17 protein-coding genes and 1 tRNA gene are annotated in these 22,416 nt (G+C 36.4%); 8 read left to right on the forward strand and 10 right to left on the reverse strand.

Features of this window, described 5'->3' with window-relative positions; all coding sequences use genetic code 11:
- Window positions 1–23 precede the first annotated feature (23 nt).
- Both G440_RS0110635 and G440_RS0110640 read left to right on the forward strand, forming a co-directional pair.
- The gene (locus G440_RS0110635) at window positions 24–716 is read left to right on the forward strand and encodes an ankyrin repeat domain-containing protein (RefSeq protein ID WP_026451291.1); all 693 of its coding nucleotides are present in this window, start codon (window positions 24–26) and stop codon (window positions 714–716) included.
- A 2-nt stretch (window positions 717–718) separates the two neighbouring features.
- On the forward strand, window positions 719–1,306 hold the full coding sequence (locus G440_RS0110640) for a class I SAM-dependent methyltransferase (protein ID WP_026451292.1): 588 nt from the start codon (window positions 719–721) through the stop codon (window positions 1,304–1,306).
- A gap of 187 nt (window positions 1,307–1,493) precedes the next feature.
- Here the strand turns inward: G440_RS0110640 and G440_RS0110645 are convergent, their stop codons facing one another.
- From G440_RS0110645 to G440_RS0110660, 4 genes are all read right to left on the reverse strand, one after another.
- Window positions 1,494–3,620: a tetratricopeptide repeat protein gene (locus G440_RS0110645; RefSeq protein WP_026451293.1), complete on the reverse strand. Its 2,127-nt coding sequence runs from the start codon at window positions 3,618–3,620 to the stop codon at window positions 1,494–1,496.
- Window positions 3,621–4,388, reverse strand: coding sequence for a peptidase associated/transthyretin-like domain-containing protein (locus tag G440_RS0110650; protein WP_026451294.1), 768 nt, complete (start codon window positions 4,386–4,388; stop codon window positions 3,621–3,623).
- Between the two features lie 380 nt (window positions 4,389–4,768).
- Entirely contained in the window at window positions 4,769–6,112 is a 1,344-nt protein-coding gene (locus G440_RS20700) for a T9SS type A sorting domain-containing protein (RefSeq protein WP_051285301.1), read from the reverse strand.
- 91 nt (window positions 6,113–6,203) lie between these two features.
- Window positions 6,204–6,285, reverse strand: a tRNA-Leu gene (locus G440_RS0110660).
- A 225-nt stretch (window positions 6,286–6,510) separates the two neighbouring features.
- Here G440_RS0110660 and G440_RS0110665 point away from each other — a divergent pair.
- The 3 genes from G440_RS0110665 to G440_RS0110675 all read left to right on the forward strand — a co-directional run bounded on the left by G440_RS0110665 (window position 6,511) and on the right by G440_RS0110675 (window position 11,739).
- Window positions 6,511–7,899: a dipeptidase gene (locus tag G440_RS0110665; protein WP_026451295.1), complete on the forward strand. Its 1,389-nt coding sequence runs from the start codon at window positions 6,511–6,513 to the stop codon at window positions 7,897–7,899.
- Window positions 7,900–8,209: 310 nt separating this feature from the next.
- Entirely contained in the window at window positions 8,210–9,988 is a 1,779-nt protein-coding gene (locus G440_RS0110670; protein WP_026451296.1) for a CDC27 family protein, read from the forward strand.
- Complete coding sequence (locus G440_RS0110675) at window positions 9,988–11,739, forward strand: tetratricopeptide repeat protein (RefSeq protein ID WP_026451297.1); 1,752 nt, start codon at window positions 9,988–9,990, stop codon at window positions 11,737–11,739. The genes G440_RS0110670 and G440_RS0110675 overlap by 1 nt, the downstream gene beginning before the upstream one ends.
- A 1-nt stretch (window position 11,740) precedes the next feature.
- On the opposite strand, the gene G440_RS0110680 is transcribed toward G440_RS0110675, so the two are convergent.
- Window positions 11,741–12,316, reverse strand: coding sequence for a PhnA domain-containing protein (locus G440_RS0110680; RefSeq protein WP_026451298.1), 576 nt, complete (start codon window positions 12,314–12,316; stop codon window positions 11,741–11,743).
- 213 nt (window positions 12,317–12,529) lie between these two features.
- Between G440_RS0110680 and G440_RS0110685 the strand changes: the two genes are divergently transcribed.
- Together G440_RS0110685 and G440_RS20705 are read left to right on the forward strand one after the other, a co-directional pair.
- Window positions 12,530–12,895, forward strand: a complete 366-nt coding sequence (locus tag G440_RS0110685) for a BlaI/MecI/CopY family transcriptional regulator (RefSeq protein WP_026451299.1) — start codon at window positions 12,530–12,532, stop codon at window positions 12,893–12,895.
- A gap of 2 nt (window positions 12,896–12,897) precedes the next feature.
- Complete coding sequence (locus G440_RS20705; protein WP_084426717.1) at window positions 12,898–15,015, forward strand: M56 family metallopeptidase; 2,118 nt, start codon at window positions 12,898–12,900, stop codon at window positions 15,013–15,015.
- Between the two features lie 105 nt (window positions 15,016–15,120).
- Here the strand turns inward: G440_RS20705 and G440_RS0110695 are convergent, their stop codons facing one another.
- Window positions 15,121–17,055 carry a M1 family metallopeptidase gene (locus G440_RS0110695; RefSeq protein WP_026451300.1) on the reverse strand — a complete coding sequence of 645 codons (1,935 nt, stop codon included), beginning with the start codon at window positions 17,053–17,055 and terminating at the stop codon, window positions 15,121–15,123.
- Between the two features lie 241 nt (window positions 17,056–17,296).
- Here G440_RS0110695 and G440_RS20970 point away from each other — a divergent pair, with 241 nt between their 5' ends.
- The gene (locus G440_RS20970) at window positions 17,297–17,458 is read left to right on the forward strand and encodes a DUF1328 domain-containing protein (protein ID WP_026451301.1); all 162 of its coding nucleotides are present in this window, start codon (window positions 17,297–17,299) and stop codon (window positions 17,456–17,458) included.
- A 184-nt stretch (window positions 17,459–17,642) separates the two neighbouring features.
- Here the strand turns inward: G440_RS20970 and G440_RS0110705 are convergent, their stop codons facing one another.
- The 4 genes from G440_RS0110705 to G440_RS0110720 all read right to left on the reverse strand — a co-directional run bounded on the left by G440_RS0110705 (window position 17,643) and on the right by G440_RS0110720 (window position 22,202).
- Entirely contained in the window at window positions 17,643–18,509 is an 867-nt protein-coding gene (locus tag G440_RS0110705) for a formate/nitrite transporter family protein (RefSeq protein ID WP_026451302.1), read from the reverse strand.
- A gap of 55 nt (window positions 18,510–18,564) precedes the next feature.
- Entirely contained in the window at window positions 18,565–19,890 is a 1,326-nt protein-coding gene (gene nhaA, locus G440_RS0110710; protein ID WP_026451303.1) for a Na+/H+ antiporter NhaA, read from the reverse strand.
- A 163-nt stretch (window positions 19,891–20,053) separates the two neighbouring features.
- The gene (locus tag G440_RS0110715; protein ID WP_026451304.1) at window positions 20,054–21,367 is read right to left on the reverse strand and encodes an NAD(P)/FAD-dependent oxidoreductase; all 1,314 of its coding nucleotides are present in this window, start codon (window positions 21,365–21,367) and stop codon (window positions 20,054–20,056) included.
- A gap of 88 nt (window positions 21,368–21,455) precedes the next feature.
- Window positions 21,456–22,202, reverse strand: a complete 747-nt coding sequence (locus G440_RS0110720) for an SDR family NAD(P)-dependent oxidoreductase (protein ID WP_026451305.1) — start codon at window positions 22,200–22,202, stop codon at window positions 21,456–21,458.
- Window positions 22,203–22,416: the final 214 nt, after the last annotated feature.

Below are 22,416 nucleotides of genomic sequence, written 5' to 3' on the forward strand. Positions count from 1 at the left end.
AAGTTTTAGTAAATTACTAAGCTATGAAAAGATATTATAAAATAATCACACTTTTATTGATTGGGTTTCTTTCCATGCAAAGTTGCAACAGCTCAAATAGAAATAATAAAATGGCAAATCAACCCCAATCAAAATTGTTAAAGGCAGTTTCTGAAAAAGATGTTCAACTTGTTCGAGCGATTTTAAATTCAAAACCCGATTTAGAAATCCAAGATAAAAATGGCAGAACGGCTTTAATGATTGCAGCCTATAATCACTACAACAAAATAGCAGCATTGCTGATTGCTGCGGGTGCTGATGTAAATGCGCAGGATACTATGCAAAACAGTCCGTTTTTATATGCCGGAGCCGAAGGGAATGTTGAACTTCTAAAAATGGGTCTGGAAAACGGAGCCAATTTCAATCTTTACAACCGATACGGTGGAACTGCCTTAATTCCAGCGGCTGAAAAAGGACATTTAGAGGTAGTTAAAATTCTGACTAAAATTCCTGATTACCCCATAGATCACATTAATAAACTAGGGTGGACTGCATTATTGGAGGCAGTTATTTTAAGTGTAAAAAACGAAACCCAAACCGCCATTGTCAAAACCTTGATCGACGCAGGAGCAGATGTGAATATTGCAGATAATGACGGTGTAACCTCTCTACAACACGCAAAAGACAAAGGGCTGGATGATATTGTCTATATTTTATTAAAGTCTGGCGCTAAATAAAAATGAATTACAAACAAACATTCAATTTATTAGGCAATGTTGACATCTACGTCATCGATCAAATTTTAAAAGGTAGTTATCAATCTGGGCAATCTATCCTTGACGCAGGCTGCGGAAGTGGACGAAATTTGAAATGGTTTTATCAAAACGATTTTTCAATTACAGGAATTGATGTTGATGCGGAAAGGATTAAATTGGCAAAAGAAATTTACCCAAATTCTTCAGGAAATTTCACTGTTGGCACTTTGGATAAAATGCCTTATACCGACGAAGCTTTTGACCACCTTCTTTGTTGCGCGGTGTTACATTTTGCAAAAGACATTACCCATTTCACTAAGATGTTTACCGAAATATATCGCGTATTAAAACCGAGTGGGACTTTGTTGATTCGCGTGGCTTCAGATATTGGATTGGATGGTAAAAAACCATTTGTTCAAGATGGAATAAGCAAAGAAATGGGGAACTTTTATATCACGCGTCAGCTTATTTCGGAAATTGTAGAAAGCTTTTCATTAAAGCTCCTTGAACCCATTAAAACCACTAATGTTCAAGATGTACGGGCAATGACCACCTTGGTATTTCAGAAATGATGTAAATAAAAACTTGATTAAATACCTACTATAAATTGAGTCTCAAATGAACAGTGAGATGTTATCACATTTCGATAATTACTGTTTATTTTTATTAAAGAACGCTGATAGAAAATCTAATCTTAATTAACCATAGCAATGAAAAATATTGTTAGACATTCATTAATACAGGGAATGCGAACTGAAGTTATTTCTTCACTTTTTTTACTTTCTCTTTCAACAGATTTAGAAGTTCCACAGCTCGGATTAAATATTCATCATTTTCATCCTTTAGCCTTCTTAAAATCCGAACTGCCTTTTCTTGATAATATAGTGCTTCAGAAAATTGACTTAAAAAAACATATACCACAGTAATATTTTCATAGCAAGCAGCTAGGTTTATATCGTTAGCGCTTAAGGTTTTTTCACTGTAATGGATAATTTTCTTCTCATAAATTAAAGCGTGGCTATAGTCTTCCTTAAGTTGATACATTTCACTCAAATTTGAGTATATCTCATATAGCATTTCATCCTTTAAATTTGTGTAAGGTTTATCTGTAATATTTAATGCTTTTAGGTAGTATTTAGTTGCAGCCTCATAATCTTTCAATTCATAATAGGTGTTGGCAAGATTTCTATAGGACGTAAATAAACTCGGGTGTTGCGGTGGATATATCTTTTCCCTTCCTTTTGTAGCTTTAACTTGATATTCCAAAGCTTTTTTATAATTCCCCATACTGGAATAGGTAGATCCTATATTGTTATACGCAGTTAGTAACTCCGGATGATCAGGCTTGTATATTTTCTCAAAATCCGCAATACTTTTGAGTTGATATTCAAGTGCTTTTTCATAATTCCCCTTGGTATAATAGGTTGCACCTAAATTGCCATAAGCAGAAATTAGCAAAGGATCATTTGGTTTTCGGATTCGCTTTAAAATTTCCAATCCTTTTAAATCGTTTTCCAATGCTTTATCATATGCTCCAATATTTACAAAATGCACCGCTCTATTGCCATAAAGCACTGCTAAATTGTCCTCATCAAACTTTGGATCCTTCAAAAAAATACGAAGTGCTTTCTCATAATACTTATTGGTTTCTTCATCATTACCTAAATAACCATAGGTTCCTGCAATGGCATAATATGGTATTGCTAGATTTTTATTGTCTTCGCCATATTCTTTCTCCAACAACTGAATCCCTTTTTTTTGATATTCCAAAGCGGAGTTATAATCTCCCAACTCGCGATATGTGGCAGAAATATTAGTATAAGATTGCGCTAATAAAGAATCTTTACTCCTGTCTAAAGTTTTAATGATCTTCATTTCCTTTAATTGATATTCAAGTGTTCTTTGGTACATTCCTGCAAAGAAATAATTTGTAGAAGCTTTTTCATACCATTGAGGTAGTTTTGTATTATCTATATCAACTATAGAATCCTTATAAATATTGATGATGATATCGTATTGTTTTGCTGCCTCTTCATACTTGAATTGTAGCGATAATGTTCTCCCTCTTAAACCAAAGCCTTCTATGGTTTGTTCCATCAATAATAGACCTTTTTCTTTCGTTTGATTGCCGATTTCTATAAGTTGTTCTCCTTTTTTGATATCTAATTTAGCATCGTCAAGGCTCTTTCTTAGTTTTTCTTCATCTAGGGTTTCGATTACCTGTTCGAGTTTTCCATTTTTGAAATATTCATATGCTTCTTTATATAATTCGGATGCAAAATCTAGGTTTATGGTTGCTAGGTCAAGCAAATATTGGGGTAACTTAATTTTAAGCTCATCAGTATAGGCATTTAACAATGTTTCTGCTTCAAACCTATCTTTTATTTCTAAGTTTAATCGAGATTCCAATTGGGCTATAGCTGCTTTGCTCTCTTTCTCATTACCACGAAGTCTCCGTATTTCGGCATCTCTTTCAGCAAAAAGAGCATCTCTACTAACATTCAATAATTGCAACTTAGCTTCATTGATTTTTCCATTCTCCGCCAGATAAATTCGCAAGGGAACATTTCTGTTTCGATTCAAAATTACCTCCAAAAGATCCCTTTCATTTACAACCTCCAAACCTGATTTTTCGGCCTTGACCTTAACAGCTGTACCATCAGGGATTTCTACAAATTCTAAGGTAAATTTTCCTTCATTATCTGTAATAGCATCTTTGGTGAAATCGGCACTCATTACTGCGTTGTCAACATATATAATATGTCCGGTTTCGTATTTACTATTATGAATGGAAACCTGACCTGATAATTTTATTTGTTGGGAATTACAAAGCATCGGAAATACAAAAAAGAGCAAAAGAGCCGTTATTTTTCGCAATGCTTTCATCTATTTTTGTTTTGGTTTTAATGAAATGGGAAGTTCATCGTCCGTTTGCACCGGAACTTTTGAAAGTTCAAAGGGCTGATATCCTTTCTTTAAAGCACGTACGGTTTGAAACTTACGCTGCTGTTCTTTCGGAATGTCTAGCGTATATTCGCCGTATTGGTTAGAAAAAGTTTCAAGGCCCAGAATACTCACGCGAACGCTGTCTACTGGTTCTCCAGTCTCAAAATCCCTTACAACACCACGTAAATTATTTAGTCCAAATAGTTTCACCTCCAAAGAAATATACTTTCCTTTGGTTAGCATATAGACTGAATCTGGGTTTTTAGCGCGATAAGGCTCGCCTTCAGGATCTGTAAATAGAATTTCTACAGTTGCATCCTTTTCAAAAAATGCTGGCGGCACTTGTTTAAAAGTTGCCTCGCCTTTATTATTAATGGTTTCAACAACGTTGGCATCGCCATAGATCAATTTTACCCTTCCACGATTTGGCAAAACCAATTGGTCCTTGCCTTTTTCTCCATGCACCAATACAGTTACCTGGGAACTATTTCCAGAAGGACCTCCTTCATTATTATACAGATAAATGGAATATACCGAAATAGACCACACTAAAACTAAAATAAGAATAATGATAGTATAAGATTGCTTTTTGGTAAGTGTGGCAAAAATATTTTTACGAATGACTTCCCTAAACAATATAAGAAATACACCCAAGGCTAATCCTGCCAAGCCGGCAATTTTCCCCCATTCTGTTATAAATGACTCCATAGATTTCCGCGCGTTTTAATTATAAAATTGTTTCCAGCACTATAAAAGATCGCTGAAATTGCCTGAAATAAGAGATGGGGTAAAAAGGTTTGCCACAATAATGCCTAGTAAATATAGAAAATAAATTCAGAAATATCTTTATGAAACTACCTAATATTAAAGCTGTGAGATCTGAATACATTTAGCTAAGTTCATTATAAACACGGGAATTTATTTATGAGTTTGTAACTGGCATGATGATTATCTTAGAAAATATTCTCTTCCCTTTTTTAAAATCTTCAATTGTCCTGAAACAAAAAAAGTGATTTTCGATCAAAAAAAAAGAGACTGTTTTTTAAATTACAGCCTCTTTAATTATATATCTCAGAAAATAATTTCCTCTATTTCTTCAAAAGCTTATAAGTTCCAATCTCTCCCGCAATGCTTACTTTTAAGATATAAGTTCCACTGGCTAAACCAGAAATATCCAATTCTGAAGAAGTAGCATTCATCTTAACAGTTGCAATATTTTGACCTAATAGATTGTACAAGGAAGCGGTTTCAATATTTGACGTAGCTTTTAAATGAACAACATCCGAAGAAGGGTTTGGATAGAAAGAGAATCCAGAAAAAGCAGAACTTTCAGTTACACCTAAACTCTCAGTTACTTCAATAGAATAATCTTCGGTCTGTCCCCAAGATGAACCTGAATCACACGGATTTAGAAACGGTTCTTCATAGGTCTTTTTTACTCGCATTCTAGTCGTACCCAATACCGCATCAGCTGGTACTTGAATAGCATCGATAACCTGCTGTCCATCGTTTCCGGTTGAGTCGAATAGTTCTTCAGCAATCACATAAACTTCTCCAGCATCGTCTAAAACATCATTTTGGTTCCAATCTATAAAAACAACAAAAGCATTAGTATAAGGACCTGAAGTATTTCCTTCCAAAGCAATTGAATAAGTACTGCCCTGTTCCATTTCACCTACCACATCAACAAAATTTTCGTGGCTTGGACTTTGGTTTATAACGGCGCTTGAGGCATTACTAATACCAGCCACTTCTACCAAAGTGATTGGTTCTACCGTACCAAAAACTAATGGACCACAATATGGAGCTGGAAATGAGCCACCCGTTATATCTTCACAATCGGCAGTAAGAGAATACACGCCATCTTTAGTTTCATCGGGAATAATAAACCCATTTCCATCACTGAAGGCCAAGGGAAGTCCAATTGCCATCTCTGAGGTATATTCAATATAACCATCAGTATCATTGGAGGTCGTTACTTGTAGCGCAATCCAATAATGTATTTCAGCTCCCGCTGATCCAGACAATGTAATTGGGTTTAACTCCAATAAAACATCTGAGAAATCCATACCAAATTGAGAGCCTTTAAAGGTAGCAGAAGTTGGAGTGATGGTTTGTGGTAAACCAATAGCACTTCCCGGAACCCCGTTAGCATTGTTATAAACAGTGACAAGAACAGAAGTTGCAGTAACTCCGGCTTCCATACCGAAACTTGGTGTTATTGCGTTTAGCGTAAGGTCTTTATCGGCGGGCACGATGACATCGACAGCCACAGTCCAATTATTATTTGCACTGCATTGTCTTCCTCCTAAAATAGCAGTGGATTGTACGGCTGCATCGCAATTTCCTAATCCATTTATATTTTCAGTGGGAGCTTGCCCAACAACAGTTATGCTAAGTAATAATAGAAGGATACTTGTAATTTTTTTCATTTTTCGATTTTTATAGAATGATTATAATTTGTTCTTTTTAAAAATAAACAATAAAAAAGGCTCTCCTAATAAAAGAAGAGCCTTTAGCTTGTGCGGGCGGGGAGACTCGAACTCCCACACCTCACGGCACCAGATCCTAAGTCTGGCGTGTCTACCAATTCCACCACGCCCGCTTTTCAAAATTTGCAAAATCCTAGAAAAACTTTAGGAGCTTGCCCGCCTTTCCACAATAGTGCTTTGGCGGGTGCAAATATAAACAAGATTTTGGATTTAGAAATATTTATTTTTAGAAATTTTAAAATCTGCTAAATGTAAGTTAAACCCAAGCAGCATTTCCAGTATATAGCACGTTGTTCAAGAGGGGTTTCGTACTTTAGCATTTCTTCAAAACAACTTATATGAAAAGTGCAAAACCTTATATTGAAAAAAACAAGGATCGATTCTTGGATGAATTGATCGAACTCTTAAAAATACCTTCTATCAGCGCCGATCCCGCTTATAAAAAAGATGTTTTAAAAACAGCCGAAGCAGTAAAAACACAATTGGAAAAAGCAGGTTGCGATGCCGTAGAAATATGTGAAACGCCCGGTTATCCCATTGTTTATGGCGAAAAGATGATCGACGAAAAACTACCGACCGTTTTAGTTTATGGCCATTACGACGTGCAACCACCAGATCCATTGAACTTATGGGTGAATCCACCTTTTGAACCTACTATCAAAAAAACAAAATTACATCCTGAAGGCGCCATCTTTGCTCGTGGAAGTTGTGATGACAAAGGCCAGATGTATATGCACGTAAAGGCGTTGGAATATATGACAAAGACGGACCAACTACCCTGCAACGTAAAATTTATGATTGAAGGCGAAGAAGAAGTCGGAAGTGTTAGCCTAGGATGGTTTTTAGAGAGAAACAGAGAGAAGTTGAAAAACGACGTCATCTTGATTAGCGACACAGGAATGATTTCCAAAGACACACCCTCAATAACTACCGGCTTACGTGGTTTGAGTTATGTGGAAGTGGAAGTAACTGGCCCCAACCGCGACCTTCATAGCGGACTATACGGCGGCGCTGTAGCTAACCCAATAAACATATTGACAAAAATGATTGCCTCCCTTCACGATGAGAACAATCATATTACCATTCCAGGATTTTATGACGATGTAGAAGAACTTTCAAAGGAAGAACGCGCGAAAATGGCAGAAGCTCCTTTTAACTTAAAAGATTATAAAGAGGCTTTGGATATTGACGCTGTTTATGGCGAAAAAGATTTTTCAACCAATGAACGCAATTCAATAAGACCCACTTTAGACGTCAACGGAATTTGGGGCGGATATACAGGCGAAGGTGCCAAAACAGTAATCGCCAGCCAGGCATTTGCAAAAATCAGTATGCGTTTGGTGCCAGACCAGGATTGGAAAACGATAACAGAACTTTTCAAAAATCACTTTGAAAGTATTGCTCCAGAAGGGGTTCGCGTAATAGTAACACCACATCACGGCGGGCAAGCTTATGTAACGCCTATTGATAGCTTGGGCTATAAAGCCGCAGAAAAAGCCTATGAAGAAACTTTTGGAAAAACTCCGATCCCACAACGCAGTGGTGGTAGTATTCCAATTGTAGCTTTGTTTGAAAAAGAACTGAAAAGCAAAACCATTTTAATGGGCTTCGGACTGGACAGTGACGCCATCCACTCCCCCAACGAGCATTTCGGGATTTGGAATTATTTGAAAGGAATTGAAACCATTCCGCAATTCTATCACTTTTTTACGGAAATGTCTAAATAAAACCTAAAGACCTAACTAGTTTTAAAAACCTGTTAGGTCTATCTTTTTACTTCAATTTCAATAAATGTCTAATTGAGCGCAGTTAAGAGAAGATAGTTCTCGACTGCGCTCGAACTGACAGAATTATTATCTCTTAACAAAAGCTGTGCAAATAGCAATCTATGACGCCTTCCATATTTTGAGGATTGATTTCAAAAAAACAATCTGCTGCTTATCAAAATAATCGACCTTACTAGGCTTTATAAATATAAATTCAAAATATTATTTCGTTACCTTTAGGATTAGATTTTCTATCCAATAAATCTAAATTGTGAAACGAAAAAACAGTTTTTGGGATGAACTAAAACGACGTAATGTAATAAAAGGTGCCATTTCATATATAGTGGTGGCGTGGTTACTTATTCGTATAGCTGCGCTATTGGGCGACATTTTGGAAATGCCGCTTTGGATTTCAAAAAGTCTATTTTACTTACTTTTAATAGGTTTTCCTATATATTTATTGGGTTCTTGGATTTATGAATTCACTCCAACTGGGTTAAAGCGAACCAGCAAAGTAGCCGAATCTGCCTCCATTCGAAAAAAAACCGGGAAACGTCTCAATAAAATTATAATCGCTTTTTTAGTGCTTTTTTTGGCAGTTTTGGTTATTGACAGGTTTATAATTACCAATAAAAACGACGAAAATACTTTTGACACGGCGTCAATAGGGTCTAATTTTAAAACAATTGCAGTACTTCCGTTTCAAGATTTTTCAGAAAAAAAGGACAACGCGTATTTCGCAGATGGACTTACCGAAGCGCTCCTCAACCTTTTATCGCAAGTAGAACTTTTAAAAGTTACTTCGCGTACTTCAACATTTTCATTTAAAAATTCAGATTTAAAGATTCCCGAAATTGCTCAAAAACTCAATGTTACATACGTATTAGAGGGTAGTGTACGTAAATCGGGAAATTTACTTCGCATTACGGCGCAGCTTATTGACGCAAAAAACGACAAGCATTTATGGTCTGAAACCTACGACAGAAACTTGGATAATATATTCGCAATTCAAGATGAAGTTTCGGAAGCAGTTGTAAAATCGCTGGAACTTAATTTGTTAGATTCAAAACCACTCCCGAAGTCCATAAAAACTAATCCTAAAGCCTACAAACTCTATTTACAAGCTGTCCAGGCATCTCATTTTTCTAGCGATAAGCAAAAGCTTATAGAAGCGGTAGCTTTAGCAAAAAAAGCATTAAAAATAGACAACAACTATGTACCAGCCTGGCTGCTGCTATCAAGAGTTTATGAGACTCAAGCCAATAACGGGACCTTAGGGTTTGAACAAGGTTACACCTTAGCCAAGGCGGCGACAAATAAGGTTTTGGAAATAGACCCGAAAAACGCACTAGCTTATGCATATCTAGCAGATGATGAATTAAGTTTTGATTGGAATTTCGCCAAAGCGAAACAACTAAATGCAATAGCCCTAAAGTTAGATGGTTCCAATCCAGAAATAATAAGTCTTAGCGCTACCCTCGCTATAGCTTTGGGCAATTTGGAAAGCGCCCTGAGGCTTCAGGAATATTCAGCAAGTTTGGATCCTCTTAATCCGGATACATATTTCCAATTAATGAATGTTTACTATTGTGCGGACCAGCTTGAAAAAGCCGTGGAAGCTTCCAAAAAATGTATTGAACTACAACCCAATCGCTACGCCGTTCATTATTATTACGCGCGAATATTGCTTCAGCAGAACAAAATAGAAGAAGCTTTGGAAGCCATTAAAAAGGAAGAAGATGAAGGCTGGAGCTTGCAGATACATTCCGATATTTACTATAAACTTGGCGATATTGAAAAATCTGAGGAGTATATGCAGGAACTTATATCGAAATATACAAATGATATGGCCTATCAAATTGCCGAAAGCTACTCCTTTAGAAATGATACCGAAAATGCGTTTAAATGGCTGGATAAGGCATATAAAGTACACGATGTGGGATTAAACGAAGTCTTGTCGGAACCTCGCTTTAGAAATCTGCACTCCGAAAAAAGATGGCGAAAATTTATTCACAAAATGGGCTTCCCTAAAACTGAAAACGGCATGTAATGAACCTCAACGAATTTTTTAACGAGTTAAAAAGAAGGAATGTCTTTAAAGGCACGGTTTCATATTTGGTTTTTTCTTGGGTTTTGCTGCAGGTTATAGCAATACTTACTCCAATCATAAATGCTCCCGTGTGGTTTGGAAAAATGATTTTAATCATTCTGATAGTCTTGCTACCAGTGTGGATCTGTATTTCATGGTTTTTTGAAATTACTGCCGAGGGCATCAAAAAAACTAAAAATGTTCCCAAGGAAAAATCCCTTTCGCAAAAAACCGGACAAAAATTAAACACTTTTATTATTGCATTTTTAGCTTTCGCCATTATTTTATTGTTTGTAGATAGGTTTAGATTACGCGCCGAAAAAGATGAAAATGCCATTGCTTTAGAAAGCAAACCTGAAAAATCCATTGCCGTATTACCATTTTCAGATTTGTCACCCAATAAGCAACATGGCTACTTTGCCGATGGCTTGGCAGAAGAAGTATTGAATTCGCTTGTAAAAATAAATGAGCTGCAAGTTACTTCGCGCACCTCGGCCTTTTCTTTTAAAAACAAAGCGATGGATTTACACGAAATTGCAAAAGCACTACAAGTTGGCTACATACTTGAAGGCAGTGTACGTACTCAAGACAGTATTCTAAGAATCAGTGTGAATCTTATAGATACCAAAACCGACAATAATATTTGGACACAAACTTGGGAAAAGGAGCTAAAAAATATATTTAAGATTCAAAACGAAATTGCCGAAGCAGTTGCAGAAAATCTTCAGTTGCGCATTCTAGACAATATAATTCCGAAGGTAAAAGAATCAAAAACTGACGCCTATACGCTGTTTTTGGAAGGTCGCTATATTTATCACAACAATTTTGGCGAAGCAGGATTGCTACACTCTGAAAAATTATTAGAGCAATCGTTGGCCATAGACTCCACCTATGTTGCGGCATTAATTGTTTTGGGAAATATATACCATGCACAAAATAATTACGGAATAATTGACTTTAACGAAGGCAAGAAACTAACCTATCAAATTGCCGAAAGCGCGCTAAAAGCAGACAGCACCTATGCCGAAACCTATGCTTTTAAATCGTTGCTTGCCTTAATATATGAAAACGACATAGGAAAATCTGGGAAACTTGCAGATAAGGCTTTACTTTTAGAACCCAATAATGCTTCGGCCCTAAAGCGAGCATCAGAAGTAGCGCTATTGCAGGGAAGAATAAAAGATGCTATCGCAGTTCAAGAAAAATTACTGGCACTGGACCCCCTGAACTCTGATAATTTCTATAGCGTGGCCAATACCTATTATATGGCCAACAAACTAATTGAAGCCGAAAAATATATAGGAGAATCAATAAGACTAGAACCAGATCGAGGGGTGGCATACTCCCTTTACGCCCTTATTTTAATAGGACAAAAACGTTATAATGAAGCGTTAGAAATTATAAAAAAAGAACCATTGGAAGGGTTTAAATTGCATATTGAAGCAATAATATATCATTCATTAGAAGAACAAGAAAAATCTGATGCTGCTTTAAATAAGTTGATTAGTGAATATCAAAATTCGTGGAGTTATCAAATTGCCACTACCTTTGCAGTGCTTAAAAACGAAGAAAAAATGTATTATTGGTTAGAAAAAGCACGCACCAATAAAGATTTAGGCCTTATAGAACTTCCTCTAGAACCTATGTTTGAACCCTATAGAAATCAATCCCGTTTTAAGGCTTTTATGAAAAAACTTGACTACAAATACTAGCTTATAGTTTCTTCACAAAATCAGTGATAATCACAATTTGCTGACCATCCACTTTCCCTTCAATGTATTTTTCGTTTTCACGATCCAGGGAGATTCTACGAACTGCGGTTCCTTGTTTTGCAACCATGCTGCTGCCTTTCACCTTTAAGTCTTTTATTAAAACTACGGAATCACCAGCTTCTAGAATCACACCATTGCTGTCTCGATGAATAACAGCATCAACCTTTTCTTCTTCAACACCAGCTTTTGCCCATTCCTTTGTTTCATCTTCCAAATACATCATATCTAGCAAATCCTGTGGCCAGCCTTCTGCCTTTAATCTATTCAACATGCGCCAAGCCATAACTTGAACGGCAGGAACCGTACTCCACATACTGTCATTTAAACAACGCCAGTGGTTTGGATCCACTTTTTCGGGATCTTCAATCTGCTCTTTGCAAGTGTTGCATGTGAAAATAAAAGATTCCACTCCTTCCATCGGGGAATTCGGTATTTCAAAAACACTCAAATTTTCTGCGTTTCCACATAGTTCACAATTATTGTTACTTCGTTGTTGTAGGTCTTTTTCTAGGCTCATGTTTTCATATTTTTACTCCTTAGACAAGGCTTTGGAGTATCAGGATGCAAAGATAGTCTAATTGACAGATATACCTACAAAGAGGTTGTTTAGTGCCTCGTAATGACATCAGGGAAGAATGAATTTGTTGTGATTTAGAATTTATCATCTTCTACATTTGTAGAATTAAAATATTTATTCTACGTTTGTAGAGTTAATTATAATTTAAAGCAGATGACCTTATCAAATTCCGAAGAACAATTAATGCAACTCCTCTGGAAACAGGAACGTGCTTTTATGAAAGATCTAGTAGAAGCCTATCCAGAACCAAAACCAGCCTCTACTACAGTTGCAACGCTTTTAAAACGGATGCAGGACAAAAAATTTGTAGGTTATAAACAATTGGGCCGATCGCGCGAATACTTTCCAATGGTGCCGCAGAAAGATTACTTCTCTAAACAATTCAAAGGGCTCATTAAAAATTTCTTTAATAACAGTCCTTCTCAGTTCGCTTCATTTTTTACTGAAGAGACCAATCTTTCTAGAAAAGAATTGGAAGAATTGAAAACTTTAATCGATTCCGAAATTAAAAAGAAGTAATTATGGAAATTTACCTTTTAAAATCGACAATCTGTCTCGGCCTATTCTTCCTATTTTACAAAATGCTTTTGGAAAACAGTTCCATCCATCATTTTAAAAGATTCTATCTACTTGGAAGTTTAGCCGCAGCATTTCTCATTCCGATAATAACGTTTACAACTTATGTTGAAGCATCGCCAATTGTTCCTATTTACACTTTAGGAACTGAGCAAATAGTATTGACGGAAACCAAAGAAAGCATCAATTATTGGCCCATTGCCTTATGGATGATTTACGGCCTTGGAGTATTATTTTTTAGTGTGAAGTTTTTCAGAAATATTCACTTTTTAGCTCAAAAAATTCATCAGAATACGAAATGTAAAAAAAGTAGTTTTATACACGTTCTTTTAAATGAAAAAATAATTCCGCATACATTTTTCAATTATATCTTTTCGAACAAAAAACAGTTTGAAACGGGGGAAATCCCTGCCGAAGTTATGCTTCACGAAGAGGCTCATGCTAGCCAAAGACATAGTTTGGATATTATCTTAATCGAAATTTTAAAAATTATATTTTGGTTTAACCCGTTGTTTTACTTCCTAAAAAAAAGCATTAAACTAAACCACGAATTTCTAGCCGATCAAGCAGTTTTGAAAAATGGGATTGAAATGGCAGCGTATCAAAAACTATTGTTGTCATTCTCATCTCCCGACAGTTTTCGGGATCCTATAACGCCTTCATTGGCACATTCAATTAATTATTCATCCATGAAAAAACGATTTTCAATTATGAAAACAAGCACCTCACGTCACACCATTATATTTAGAAGCATATTGATTTTGCCATTGCTATCTTTTTTAATTTATGGGTTTAGCACGACCCAAGTTGTAACCAAACAAGCCGAACAAAACACTATTTCTACCACAGATACTATTCAGGACATTTTGATTGATATCGATGGAGACTCAAAAATAAAATTGAATGGAATTTCAGTTAAACTTAATGATTTAAAAGCTGAAATAAACAAATTAAACACCAATCTTAGCATTGCGCAAAAACAAAAATATCTCGCTGCTAGCATTCAGTTCGGAACTGAAAACAACATTGACACCGCAGAAGAAATTAGGAGCATTTTATATACCTGTAATATAAAAAACCTCAATGTCAATATTTTAAAGAATCAAAAGGACGCTGGTCTTAAGCACTTTCCACAAAAGAATCCCATGGCTGGAAAAACAGTAGAAGAAGCTGAAGAAATATACCAAGCGCATTTACAGGAAGTTGAAAAGTTTAAAAACGCACAAGCAAATATAAAAAAAGATGAAAATAATCCTTGGTCGGTTCAAGTTAAGGAAGATGCCGAAAGAGATGAAACAACTGGAAAAATAATTCAACAAAAAGCCACCAAAGCCGAAGTAAAAGAATACAACAAACTGGCTAAAAGATACGATGCGGTTGCTATTGAAAAGCGCAGCATTGAAAAGAAAGATTTGGAGCGTCTGGAAAGTATTTACAAAAAAATGAGCGATGCGCAGAAGGCGAAGGCTGAGCCATTTCCAAAGTTTAGTTCTTCTGCAACATCGAAAAAAACAAGTATCATTTTCAATAAAAATATAAATACCAATATTCCAGCGCCTGCACCTCCTTCGTTTTATAATAGTGATAAGGACGTAAAGTTCGTGGGTTCTACGATATTTATGTATGAGAATAAGGTAATTACCACTGAAAAAGCAAACGAATTACTCCTTAATAAACAAAATAAAATCTTCACTTTCGTCAGTAACGAAAACGGGCAGGACGTTATAAGGCTATCTAAAAGTGCGATGGAAAACGGAAAAAAATACGATCCCTTTTATCCATTACCGTCATCTTTAACCTTAACTGATAAAGGTTTAGATTCCAGTAGTGGAATAAGTGATGCAACCTATTATTATAATGACAGGGTCATTACTTCAGAAAAAGCAAATGAGCTGCTTGAAAACAACAGTGAGTTAAGAGTTTATATAAATAAAACAGAAGATGGTAAGGGAACTATAACTATCTCTGAAAAACCAATTTCAAACGAAAATAAAATTGCCCCACCTACGCCACCATCACCTCCCGTTCCAATGAAACCAACCTCATCAAATAGAAATAATTGAGATTTTTACCCAAATGTGACTTTAGAGTAAATTAGCCATATTCAAAAAAGAATGCTTCTGAAAAATTAATTTTTCAGAAGCATTTCTCTTTATATTAAATTGGAACTATTGCTTATTCCAAGTATCATTCAAAACATTCACATCCGGTAACATTTTGTTTGGATCTACCACAACGCGTTGTACTAGTTTCTTTGTTTTTAAAAGATGGCTCCAAACATTCCCACGTTGCCAAATTTCTACTGGAAGTGAAATAGCTTCAGTTGTATTATCTGTATAAGTAACCAAAAGTTCAACCGGCATAGGTATTTCTCCATTATTTTCAACTGTAATTAAATAGTTTCCTTTATAAGGTTCTACAGACGTAATTCCCAAATCGATATTGCCATTGCCATAAAACCAGCCTTTCCAAAACCAAGATAAATCTTCCCCTGCCACGTTTTCTATATGGTTAAAAAAGTCATTTGGCTGCGGATGTTTGTATGCCCAATGACGGATATAGCTATTGAAAGCATTATCAAAGCGCTCGTGACCAAGAATATATTCACGAAGCATATAAAGGCCAGCGAAAGGCTTGTAGTAAGCAGTATATGCCAAGTTTCGGGCATTTGCAATTTCAGGAGAAGTATCTATTCCTTCTCTAGTTTCAGACGTTAGGTAAGGTATCAAAGTTCTAGGACCATCCATTCTAGTACTGAATTCGCCATTGTTAAAAGCTTCGGTACTATAGTGATTAATAAAAGTATTCAAACCTTCATCCATCCACGGGTAACGGCGTTCGTTGCTGCCAACAATCATCGGGAACCAGTTGTGGCCAAATTCGTGATCCGTCACGCCCCACAGACTTGAATCAGTGCTTTTGTAAGAACAGAAACTAACTCCGGGATATTCCATTCCTCCAACGTTTGCTGCAACGTTTATTGCGTTGTGATATGGATAAGGAAAATATGTTTTTGAATAGAACTCAATAGATGCTTTTGTAAATTCTGTTGAACGGCTCCAGGCATTTTTCCCATCGCTCTCCTTTGGATAAACTGATTGCGCCAAGCCTGTTTTTCCGTTGCCAAGATTCATACGTGCGGCATCCCAGATAAATCCTTTTGAAGAAGCCCAAGCCACATCACGTGTGTTTTCCATTTTGAAATGCCACGTAAGCGTACCATTGGCTTTAGCGTGTGCCGCTGGTTTTCCAACTTCATCTGGCTTAATGATATAAACCGTTTTATCGCTTTTCTCAGCCTGTGCAAAACGTTCTTGTTGTGTTTTGGTCAGCACGTCCTTAGGGTTTTGCAATACTCCAGAAGATACTACAGTTTGATCTGCTGGGGCGGTGATTTTTACATCAAAATCGCCATATTCACAATAAAACTCACCGGCGCCCAAATACGGCTCTGTATTCCAACCCACAACATCGTCAAATACTGCTACACGTGGATACCACTGTGCAATGGCATAAACGGTTCCGCCTTTGGTTTCCAATCTTCCCATTCTATCCATTCCTTCCACAGGAACTTTGAATTTGAAATTCATTTTTATAGTAACTTCCCCTCCTTTAGCAGCAAGTGGTTTATCAAGAAAAACTTGCATCCGGGTATCACTAATTAAATATTTTGAAGAAGTTCCTGTTTTTGTTTTTGCGGAAACATTGGTCAATTCAAAACCTCCTTCAATATCGCCACTATAACGACTCCCTTGAACAGGGGTGGTTAGTGTGCCACGCGAGTTTTCGGTGAATCGATCCTGTTCCAAATAAAGCCATATAAAATCCAAAGTTTCTGGGCTATTATTGGTGTAATGAATGGTGACATTACCAGAAACGCTGTGGTTTTTATCGTCTAATGATGCCTCCAAATTATAATCGGCAGCATTCTGCCAATATTCTGGTCCTGGTTTTCCAGAAGCGGTTCTATAGACATTCCCTTGCCTATAGGTAAAGTCATCAAAAAGATGTTGATTGTCCTTTTTTGCTTCCTGTGCATTCAATGCGATGGAAAAAGTGGAGAGGAGCAGCATAATCCATAAACTGCCGTTGAAGTATTTCATTATATATAATTTTTTATGAACAAACGCGAAGTTAACAAATGCAATTTAATAACGCTGTTAAAAATCCACCATCACGTATTCCCTTCGATATAAAATTAGTATCTACAGTAGAATTACAAATTTAAATATTGGATTCCCGTAAATACATTTCATCAGGTTTATGTTAAATAATTAAAAAACAATCACTAAAACAAAGTAGTACTTTGTAAATTGACATTATTAATAACTAAAAAAAGACATTATGTTAAAATGGTTTGTTATTTGTATCGTCATTGCAATTGTTGCCGGAATTTTCGGTTTTGGAGGAATATCTGAAGCGGCTGCCGGTATTGCAAAAATTATATTTGTGATCTTTATAATTGGAGCTATTATTACCTTCTTATTGTTTAAGAAAATCTTTTAATAGCCTCTTAAGAGAAATCGTGATGATTTTTATAACATGATTTCTCAATAGAAGAATTTAGATTTCATAAACTCATTCTTTATGGATGGTAAAGTCTTTTATAAAAATTTGTGGATTTCAATTATAAAAACCGTTTACGAATATTAATAATATAGAAGCGATAGTTCAACTTGAAAAGCTATCACTATCGCTCTTCCTTAATTTTTTCATCGGAATAGTGTGATTCGAAAATCCTATATTTAAAAAGTCCCACAACCACCGCTCCTCCTATACCATTTCCAGACAAGGTCAAGAATAGAAACCACAGGTAATCTGAAATTGAGATAGCATCGGTATATAGAAAAGCTCCAAAAACTTCAACATTGCCCACAATACTGTGATGGAACCCACCAAACCCAATAACCCCAGTAATCATAAAAATAAGCAAAACCCTAGTCAGGGAATTGATAGTGCTATTCAATAACCAAGTTAATAAACCCATGAGCCATCCTGCGGTAATAGCGCTTAACAGAAGCACCCACCAATCATAGTTCAAAACATGAGTTCCCACTTTTACCATGGTTTCGTGGGTAAAAAGATGCATTTTAGGAGCGAGGTTTCCTATAAAATAGGCGAAAAACATTCCACCAATAATATTGCCAAGAATTACTAAACTCCAAACCTTGAAAAGTTCCCAAATACTCCGTTGTCCATTTAAAACAGGGAGTGCCAAAACCGAAGTTTGCTCGGTATAAAGCGCAGATTTTCCGAGAATGACCAGAATAAAACCTACTGGATAAACCACACTAAAAAGTTTTAATACCACCTGCTCATCCAGACTCCCTCCTAAAAGATAATAAACGGAGCAGACCAATAAATAACTGAAGCCTATTTCCAATCCTGCGATTATCGCACTTAAAAACATGGCCTTGTTGTTTATTTTAAAAAGCTCTTCCCCTTCGTGAATCACGCGACTCAGAATGTCGCTATACTTTTGGACGCCCTTAACCTCATTAGATTTTTTTTCTAAATCCTTCTGATAGTCTTCTTGATCTTTTTCTTCTTCTTCCATCTTTATTCGAACTGAAGTTCTAATATTTTTTTTATCGAATTATCTGCCGGATTATCTAATGAACTTTGATTTTATCTGCAGTAATAGCTTCTGGTTTTTGCGTGGCTCTATGTAAAACAAAATATCCTAGTAATCCACTTAAAATAGAAGCAACTAGAATTCCCATTTTAGCTTCCTCTCGCAAAACTGCATCATCAAAAGAAAGGTTAACGATGAAAAGCGACATGGTAAAACCTATACCGCAAAGTAGGGATATCCCAAAAAACAGCTTCCATATTTCTGGTGTTTGAGGCATGTTTTTGTAGAAAAACTTTAAAAGAATCCAAATAGCGAGCATTACTCCTATTGGTTTTCCAACAGACAAACCTAAAATAGTTCCCCACGTAATAGGCAAGTGAAAAGCTTGGCTTAACACCTCGGAATCAAAAACAATTCCTGCATTTACAAAAGCAAAAAGTGGCATTATAAAGAAATAAACAGGTCCGTGGAGTTTTCTTTCCAATCGCTTGAGTGGTGATTCCATCTCCCGTTGTGTTTTTTCAAGATAATAATGTGCTTGTGGACTGGTGGTTGCAAAAGTTTTATCGCGAGCCTGTTTAAAAAGACTGAAGCCACGCCGAGCGAAAGCTTTTACCCTGTCAAGGCTCCATTCGCGGCGCAATGGTATGGTTAAAGCCAAAATAACTCCTGCAATAGTGGCGTGTATGCCCGAAGCCAACACGGCCCACCACAAAACAAACCCAACGGCAAGATAAGGAGTCAATCTATTTACCCTTCTAAAGTTAAAAACGAGGAGCACGGCAGTGCATATTCCTGCTATTCCCAACGCACTCCAATGTATTTCATCGGTGTAAAAAAATGCGATAACCAATACAGCTATAAGGTCGTCTACCACGGCAATAGTGGTTATAAAAACCTTTGCCCAAGAAGGCATTCTAGAACCGAGCATGGCTATGATACCAATAACGAAAGCTATATCTGTAGCCATAGGGATTGCCCAACCATTTATGTAATCAGTGCCCTGATTGAATGCAAAAAATATAAGCGCAGGAAAAACCGCACCACTTATCGCAGCGACAACAGGGAACACTGCAGATTTAAAAGAATTTAATCTACCGAATTTAAGCTCACTCTTAATTTCAAGACCTACCAAAAGGAAAAATAGTGCCATCAAACCGTCATTCACCCAATCGTGTAAGGGTTTGGATAGATTAATGTCCTCAAAACCCAAACCAAAGGTAACTTGCATCATTTCCTGATAAAAACTTCTCAAAGATGTATTGGCGACAATGAGAGCGAGTACTGTGGCGAAGATCAGGAGGATCCCAGGAGCAGAATCTTTCTTAAAAAATGTATTTATACTTTGGGTGAAATTGCTCATTTATTTTTGAAATTTTTGAACGCCTAAGATACAATTTCGTGTTTAATTATCTCTTTTATTAAAAAAACCTTAACTCTATACAGGAAAGAAATTCAGGTCAAAGAAAAAACAGCATTTTACCAAATTGCGTTGTGAAAATACTGCTTATTTAAAAAGTTACTAATTATCCTTCCTTTACCTGTTCTAATGTGCTATTGGCGTTTTCTCCAACCATAAGGCCTTGGGATTGTCCTTTTCCGAAATAGGCACTTGTCCAATTCCACATAGTTCTAAATCGGTTCCGATAACTGATAAGAAGAAAGAGATGGACAAACAACCAAGAAAACCAGGCTAACCAACCTGTAAGGGTAGTTTTTGGCATATTGAGATCTGCGACTGCCCTACTTTTTCCTATAATTGCCATGGTACCTTTATCGTTGTAATGAAAAGGCTTTATATCTTCTCCTTTATCTTCGCTATTTTGTTTTTTAGCTATTACTATTAGATTTCTGGCTAAGTTTTCACCTTGCTGGCTTGCAACACTTCCCAATTGCGGATAGCCTTTCGGAAAATTCGGGTCGTTCATTTGTAGACAAGCATCACCAATTGCGAATATAGAGTCGGAATTTTCCACCTTATTATATTCATTCACATTAAGTCTATTTCCCTTTCCATATAAATCATCAGAAAGACCCTTGAATTTCATGGCAGTAACTCCCGCGGTCCAGATAAGGGTTTTGGTTTCTATAGACTCTCCATCCTTAAAATATACCTTGTCATCCTTATAATCGGAGACCATTTTGTTAAGCTTCACTATAATTCCCATCTTCTCAAGACTTTCTTGGGAATATTTTTGTGATTTTTCCCGCATAGGAGGAAGTACCGTTGGCGCGCCATCAACTAAATATATGTTTAAAGGTGTATTGGAAAGCTCCGGGTAAATATCTGCCAAGGTTCGGTTTCGCATTTCAGCAATCATTCCAGCCACTTCTACTCCAGAAGGACCTGCACCGGAAATTACAATATTGCGCATCTTTCTTTTTTCAACTTCATCTTTGCAATAGGTATATTTTTCGGCTTCTCTAATTAGGAAATTCCGCAACTTTACGGCATCGTCAATGGTTTTCATTGGCAGCGAATTTTTTTGGATGTTTTCCATTCCAAAATAATTTGCCTTAGTTCCAGTGGCTATCACTAAATAATCATAAGCCAATTCCCCCGTAGAAAGTTTTACCTTATTTTCTACAGGAATCACTTCCTCCAATTCCCCCAAACGAAAATGAAGGTTCTTCTTTCCACTAAAGAGCGTGCGGAAAGGAATAGATATACTTGAAACATCCAGCATCCCGGTAGCCACTTGGTAGAGCAAGGGTGGAAAAAAATTATAGTTATTTTTATCCACAAGAGTGATTTGCACCCCTTTTTTTCCGCCCATCTTTCTCGCAAGATTTATTCCCGCAAAACCACCTCCTATAATTACTATTTTCTTGTCTTTCATCTATTTATTTTTATGATAGTATCCATTTCGATAATCCAAACAGCATTCAAAAAACCAGAAGTTCGGATTACCAAAAAAAAGCTTGTATTTATCTCAATTTAATATCGCCACCATCTGCCATAAGGGTTTGACCAGTCATATACTGACTATCATCGCTCAATAAAAATGCTACTACTGGTGCAATATCCTTTTGTGGATTTCCAAAATGACTTAGTGGAATTTGCCCTGCTACTTGATTATATTGTACTGTACTGCTCTCTTTCCATTTTGCAACTCCTTCGGTCAAGGCCAACGGACATACAACATTAACTCTAATTTTATCTTTTCCCCATTCATTTGCTGCTACACGACTTAAACCGCGAATTGCTTCCTTGGCGGCTGCATAACTCGCCTGTCCTTCTTGCCCGTTCAATGCGGCGCCAGAGCCAAAATTAACTACAGAACCTTTAGACTTTTTCAATTCGGGATAGGCAGCTTTCATAAAATGCAAGGTTGCATTAAAGCCTGTGCCAAATGACAGTGACCAATCTTCTTCCGTGAGATCGATAAGTGGTTTTTGCTTGGAAGCGTGTGCATTGTTGACGAGCCCATTCAGTTTTCCAAATTTTGAAACCGCCATTTTAACAGCTTCTTTCGCCACAGATTCCTTAGAAACATCTCCTTTTAAAAAAGCGATTTTATCAGGATTTTCCTGTACTTTTTCTTTTCCGGCCGCTTCATTTATATCAACTGCAACCACGGATGCACCGCGTTGCGTTAATACGGTTGTTATTGCACCACCAATTCCTGCTGCACCACCTGTTACAATTACTACTTGATCTTTTAAATTTTTCATTATTTTTTAATTTACTGTTTTTATAAAATGTCTTTATGGTTATTCCTGTTAATTATATCCTAAAAATAAATCGTTTAATTATAACACAAAGGTATTGCACATTAGAGGTTTATATAATGTTCAAAAAGATTGTATTAATGTCCAGATAGTACATTTAACCAAGGTTTAACTTTTGTAAAACATGAGGGTTTGTAAATAAAAAAGAGTGATTCTT

This window comes from Aequorivita capsosiphonis DSM 23843, from assembly GCF_000429125.1.
In the GTDB taxonomy this organism is placed as follows: Bacteria; Bacteroidota; Bacteroidia; order Flavobacteriales; family Flavobacteriaceae; genus Aequorivita; species Aequorivita capsosiphonis.

Excerpts from the sequence above, each read along its gene's own strand:
- G440_RS0110635 (WP_026451291.1), top strand. The coding sequence starts at position 24 with ATGAAAAGATATTATAAAATAATCACACTTTTATTGATTGGGTTTCTT.
- G440_RS0110640 (WP_026451292.1), top strand. The coding sequence starts at position 719 with ATGAATTACAAACAAACATTCAATTTATTAGGCAATGTTGACATCTAC.
- G440_RS0110645 (WP_026451293.1), bottom strand. The coding sequence starts at position 3,620 with ATGAAAGCATTGCGAAAAATAACGGCTCTTTTGCTCTTTTTTGTATTT.
- G440_RS0110650 (WP_026451294.1), bottom strand. The coding sequence starts at position 4,388 with ATGGAGTCATTTATAACAGAATGGGGGAAAATTGCCGGCTTGGCAGGA.
- G440_RS20700 (WP_051285301.1), bottom strand. The coding sequence starts at position 6,112 with ATGAAAAAAATTACAAGTATCCTTCTATTATTACTTAGCATAACTGTT.
- G440_RS0110665 (WP_026451295.1), top strand. The coding sequence starts at position 6,511 with ATGAAAAGTGCAAAACCTTATATTGAAAAAAACAAGGATCGATTCTTG.
- G440_RS0110675 (WP_026451297.1), top strand. The coding sequence starts at position 9,988 with ATGAACCTCAACGAATTTTTTAACGAGTTAAAAAGAAGGAATGTCTTT.
- G440_RS0110680 (WP_026451298.1), bottom strand. The coding sequence starts at position 12,316 with ATGAGCCTAGAAAAAGACCTACAACAACGAAGTAACAATAATTGTGAA.
- G440_RS0110685 (WP_026451299.1), top strand. The coding sequence starts at position 12,530 with ATGACCTTATCAAATTCCGAAGAACAATTAATGCAACTCCTCTGGAAA.
- G440_RS20705 (WP_084426717.1), top strand. The coding sequence starts at position 12,898 with ATGGAAATTTACCTTTTAAAATCGACAATCTGTCTCGGCCTATTCTTC.
- G440_RS0110695 (WP_026451300.1), bottom strand. The coding sequence starts at position 17,055 with ATGAAATACTTCAACGGCAGTTTATGGATTATGCTGCTCCTCTCCACT.
- G440_RS20970 (WP_026451301.1), top strand. The coding sequence starts at position 17,297 with ATGTTAAAATGGTTTGTTATTTGTATCGTCATTGCAATTGTTGCCGGA.
- G440_RS0110705 (WP_026451302.1), bottom strand. The coding sequence starts at position 18,509 with ATGGAAGAAGAAGAAAAAGATCAAGAAGACTATCAGAAGGATTTAGAA.
- nhaA (WP_026451303.1), bottom strand. The coding sequence starts at position 19,890 with ATGAGCAATTTCACCCAAAGTATAAATACATTTTTTAAGAAAGATTCT.
- G440_RS0110715 (WP_026451304.1), bottom strand. The coding sequence starts at position 21,367 with ATGAAAGACAAGAAAATAGTAATTATAGGAGGTGGTTTTGCGGGAATA.
- G440_RS0110720 (WP_026451305.1), bottom strand. The coding sequence starts at position 22,202 with ATGAAAAATTTAAAAGATCAAGTAGTAATTGTAACAGGTGGTGCAGCA.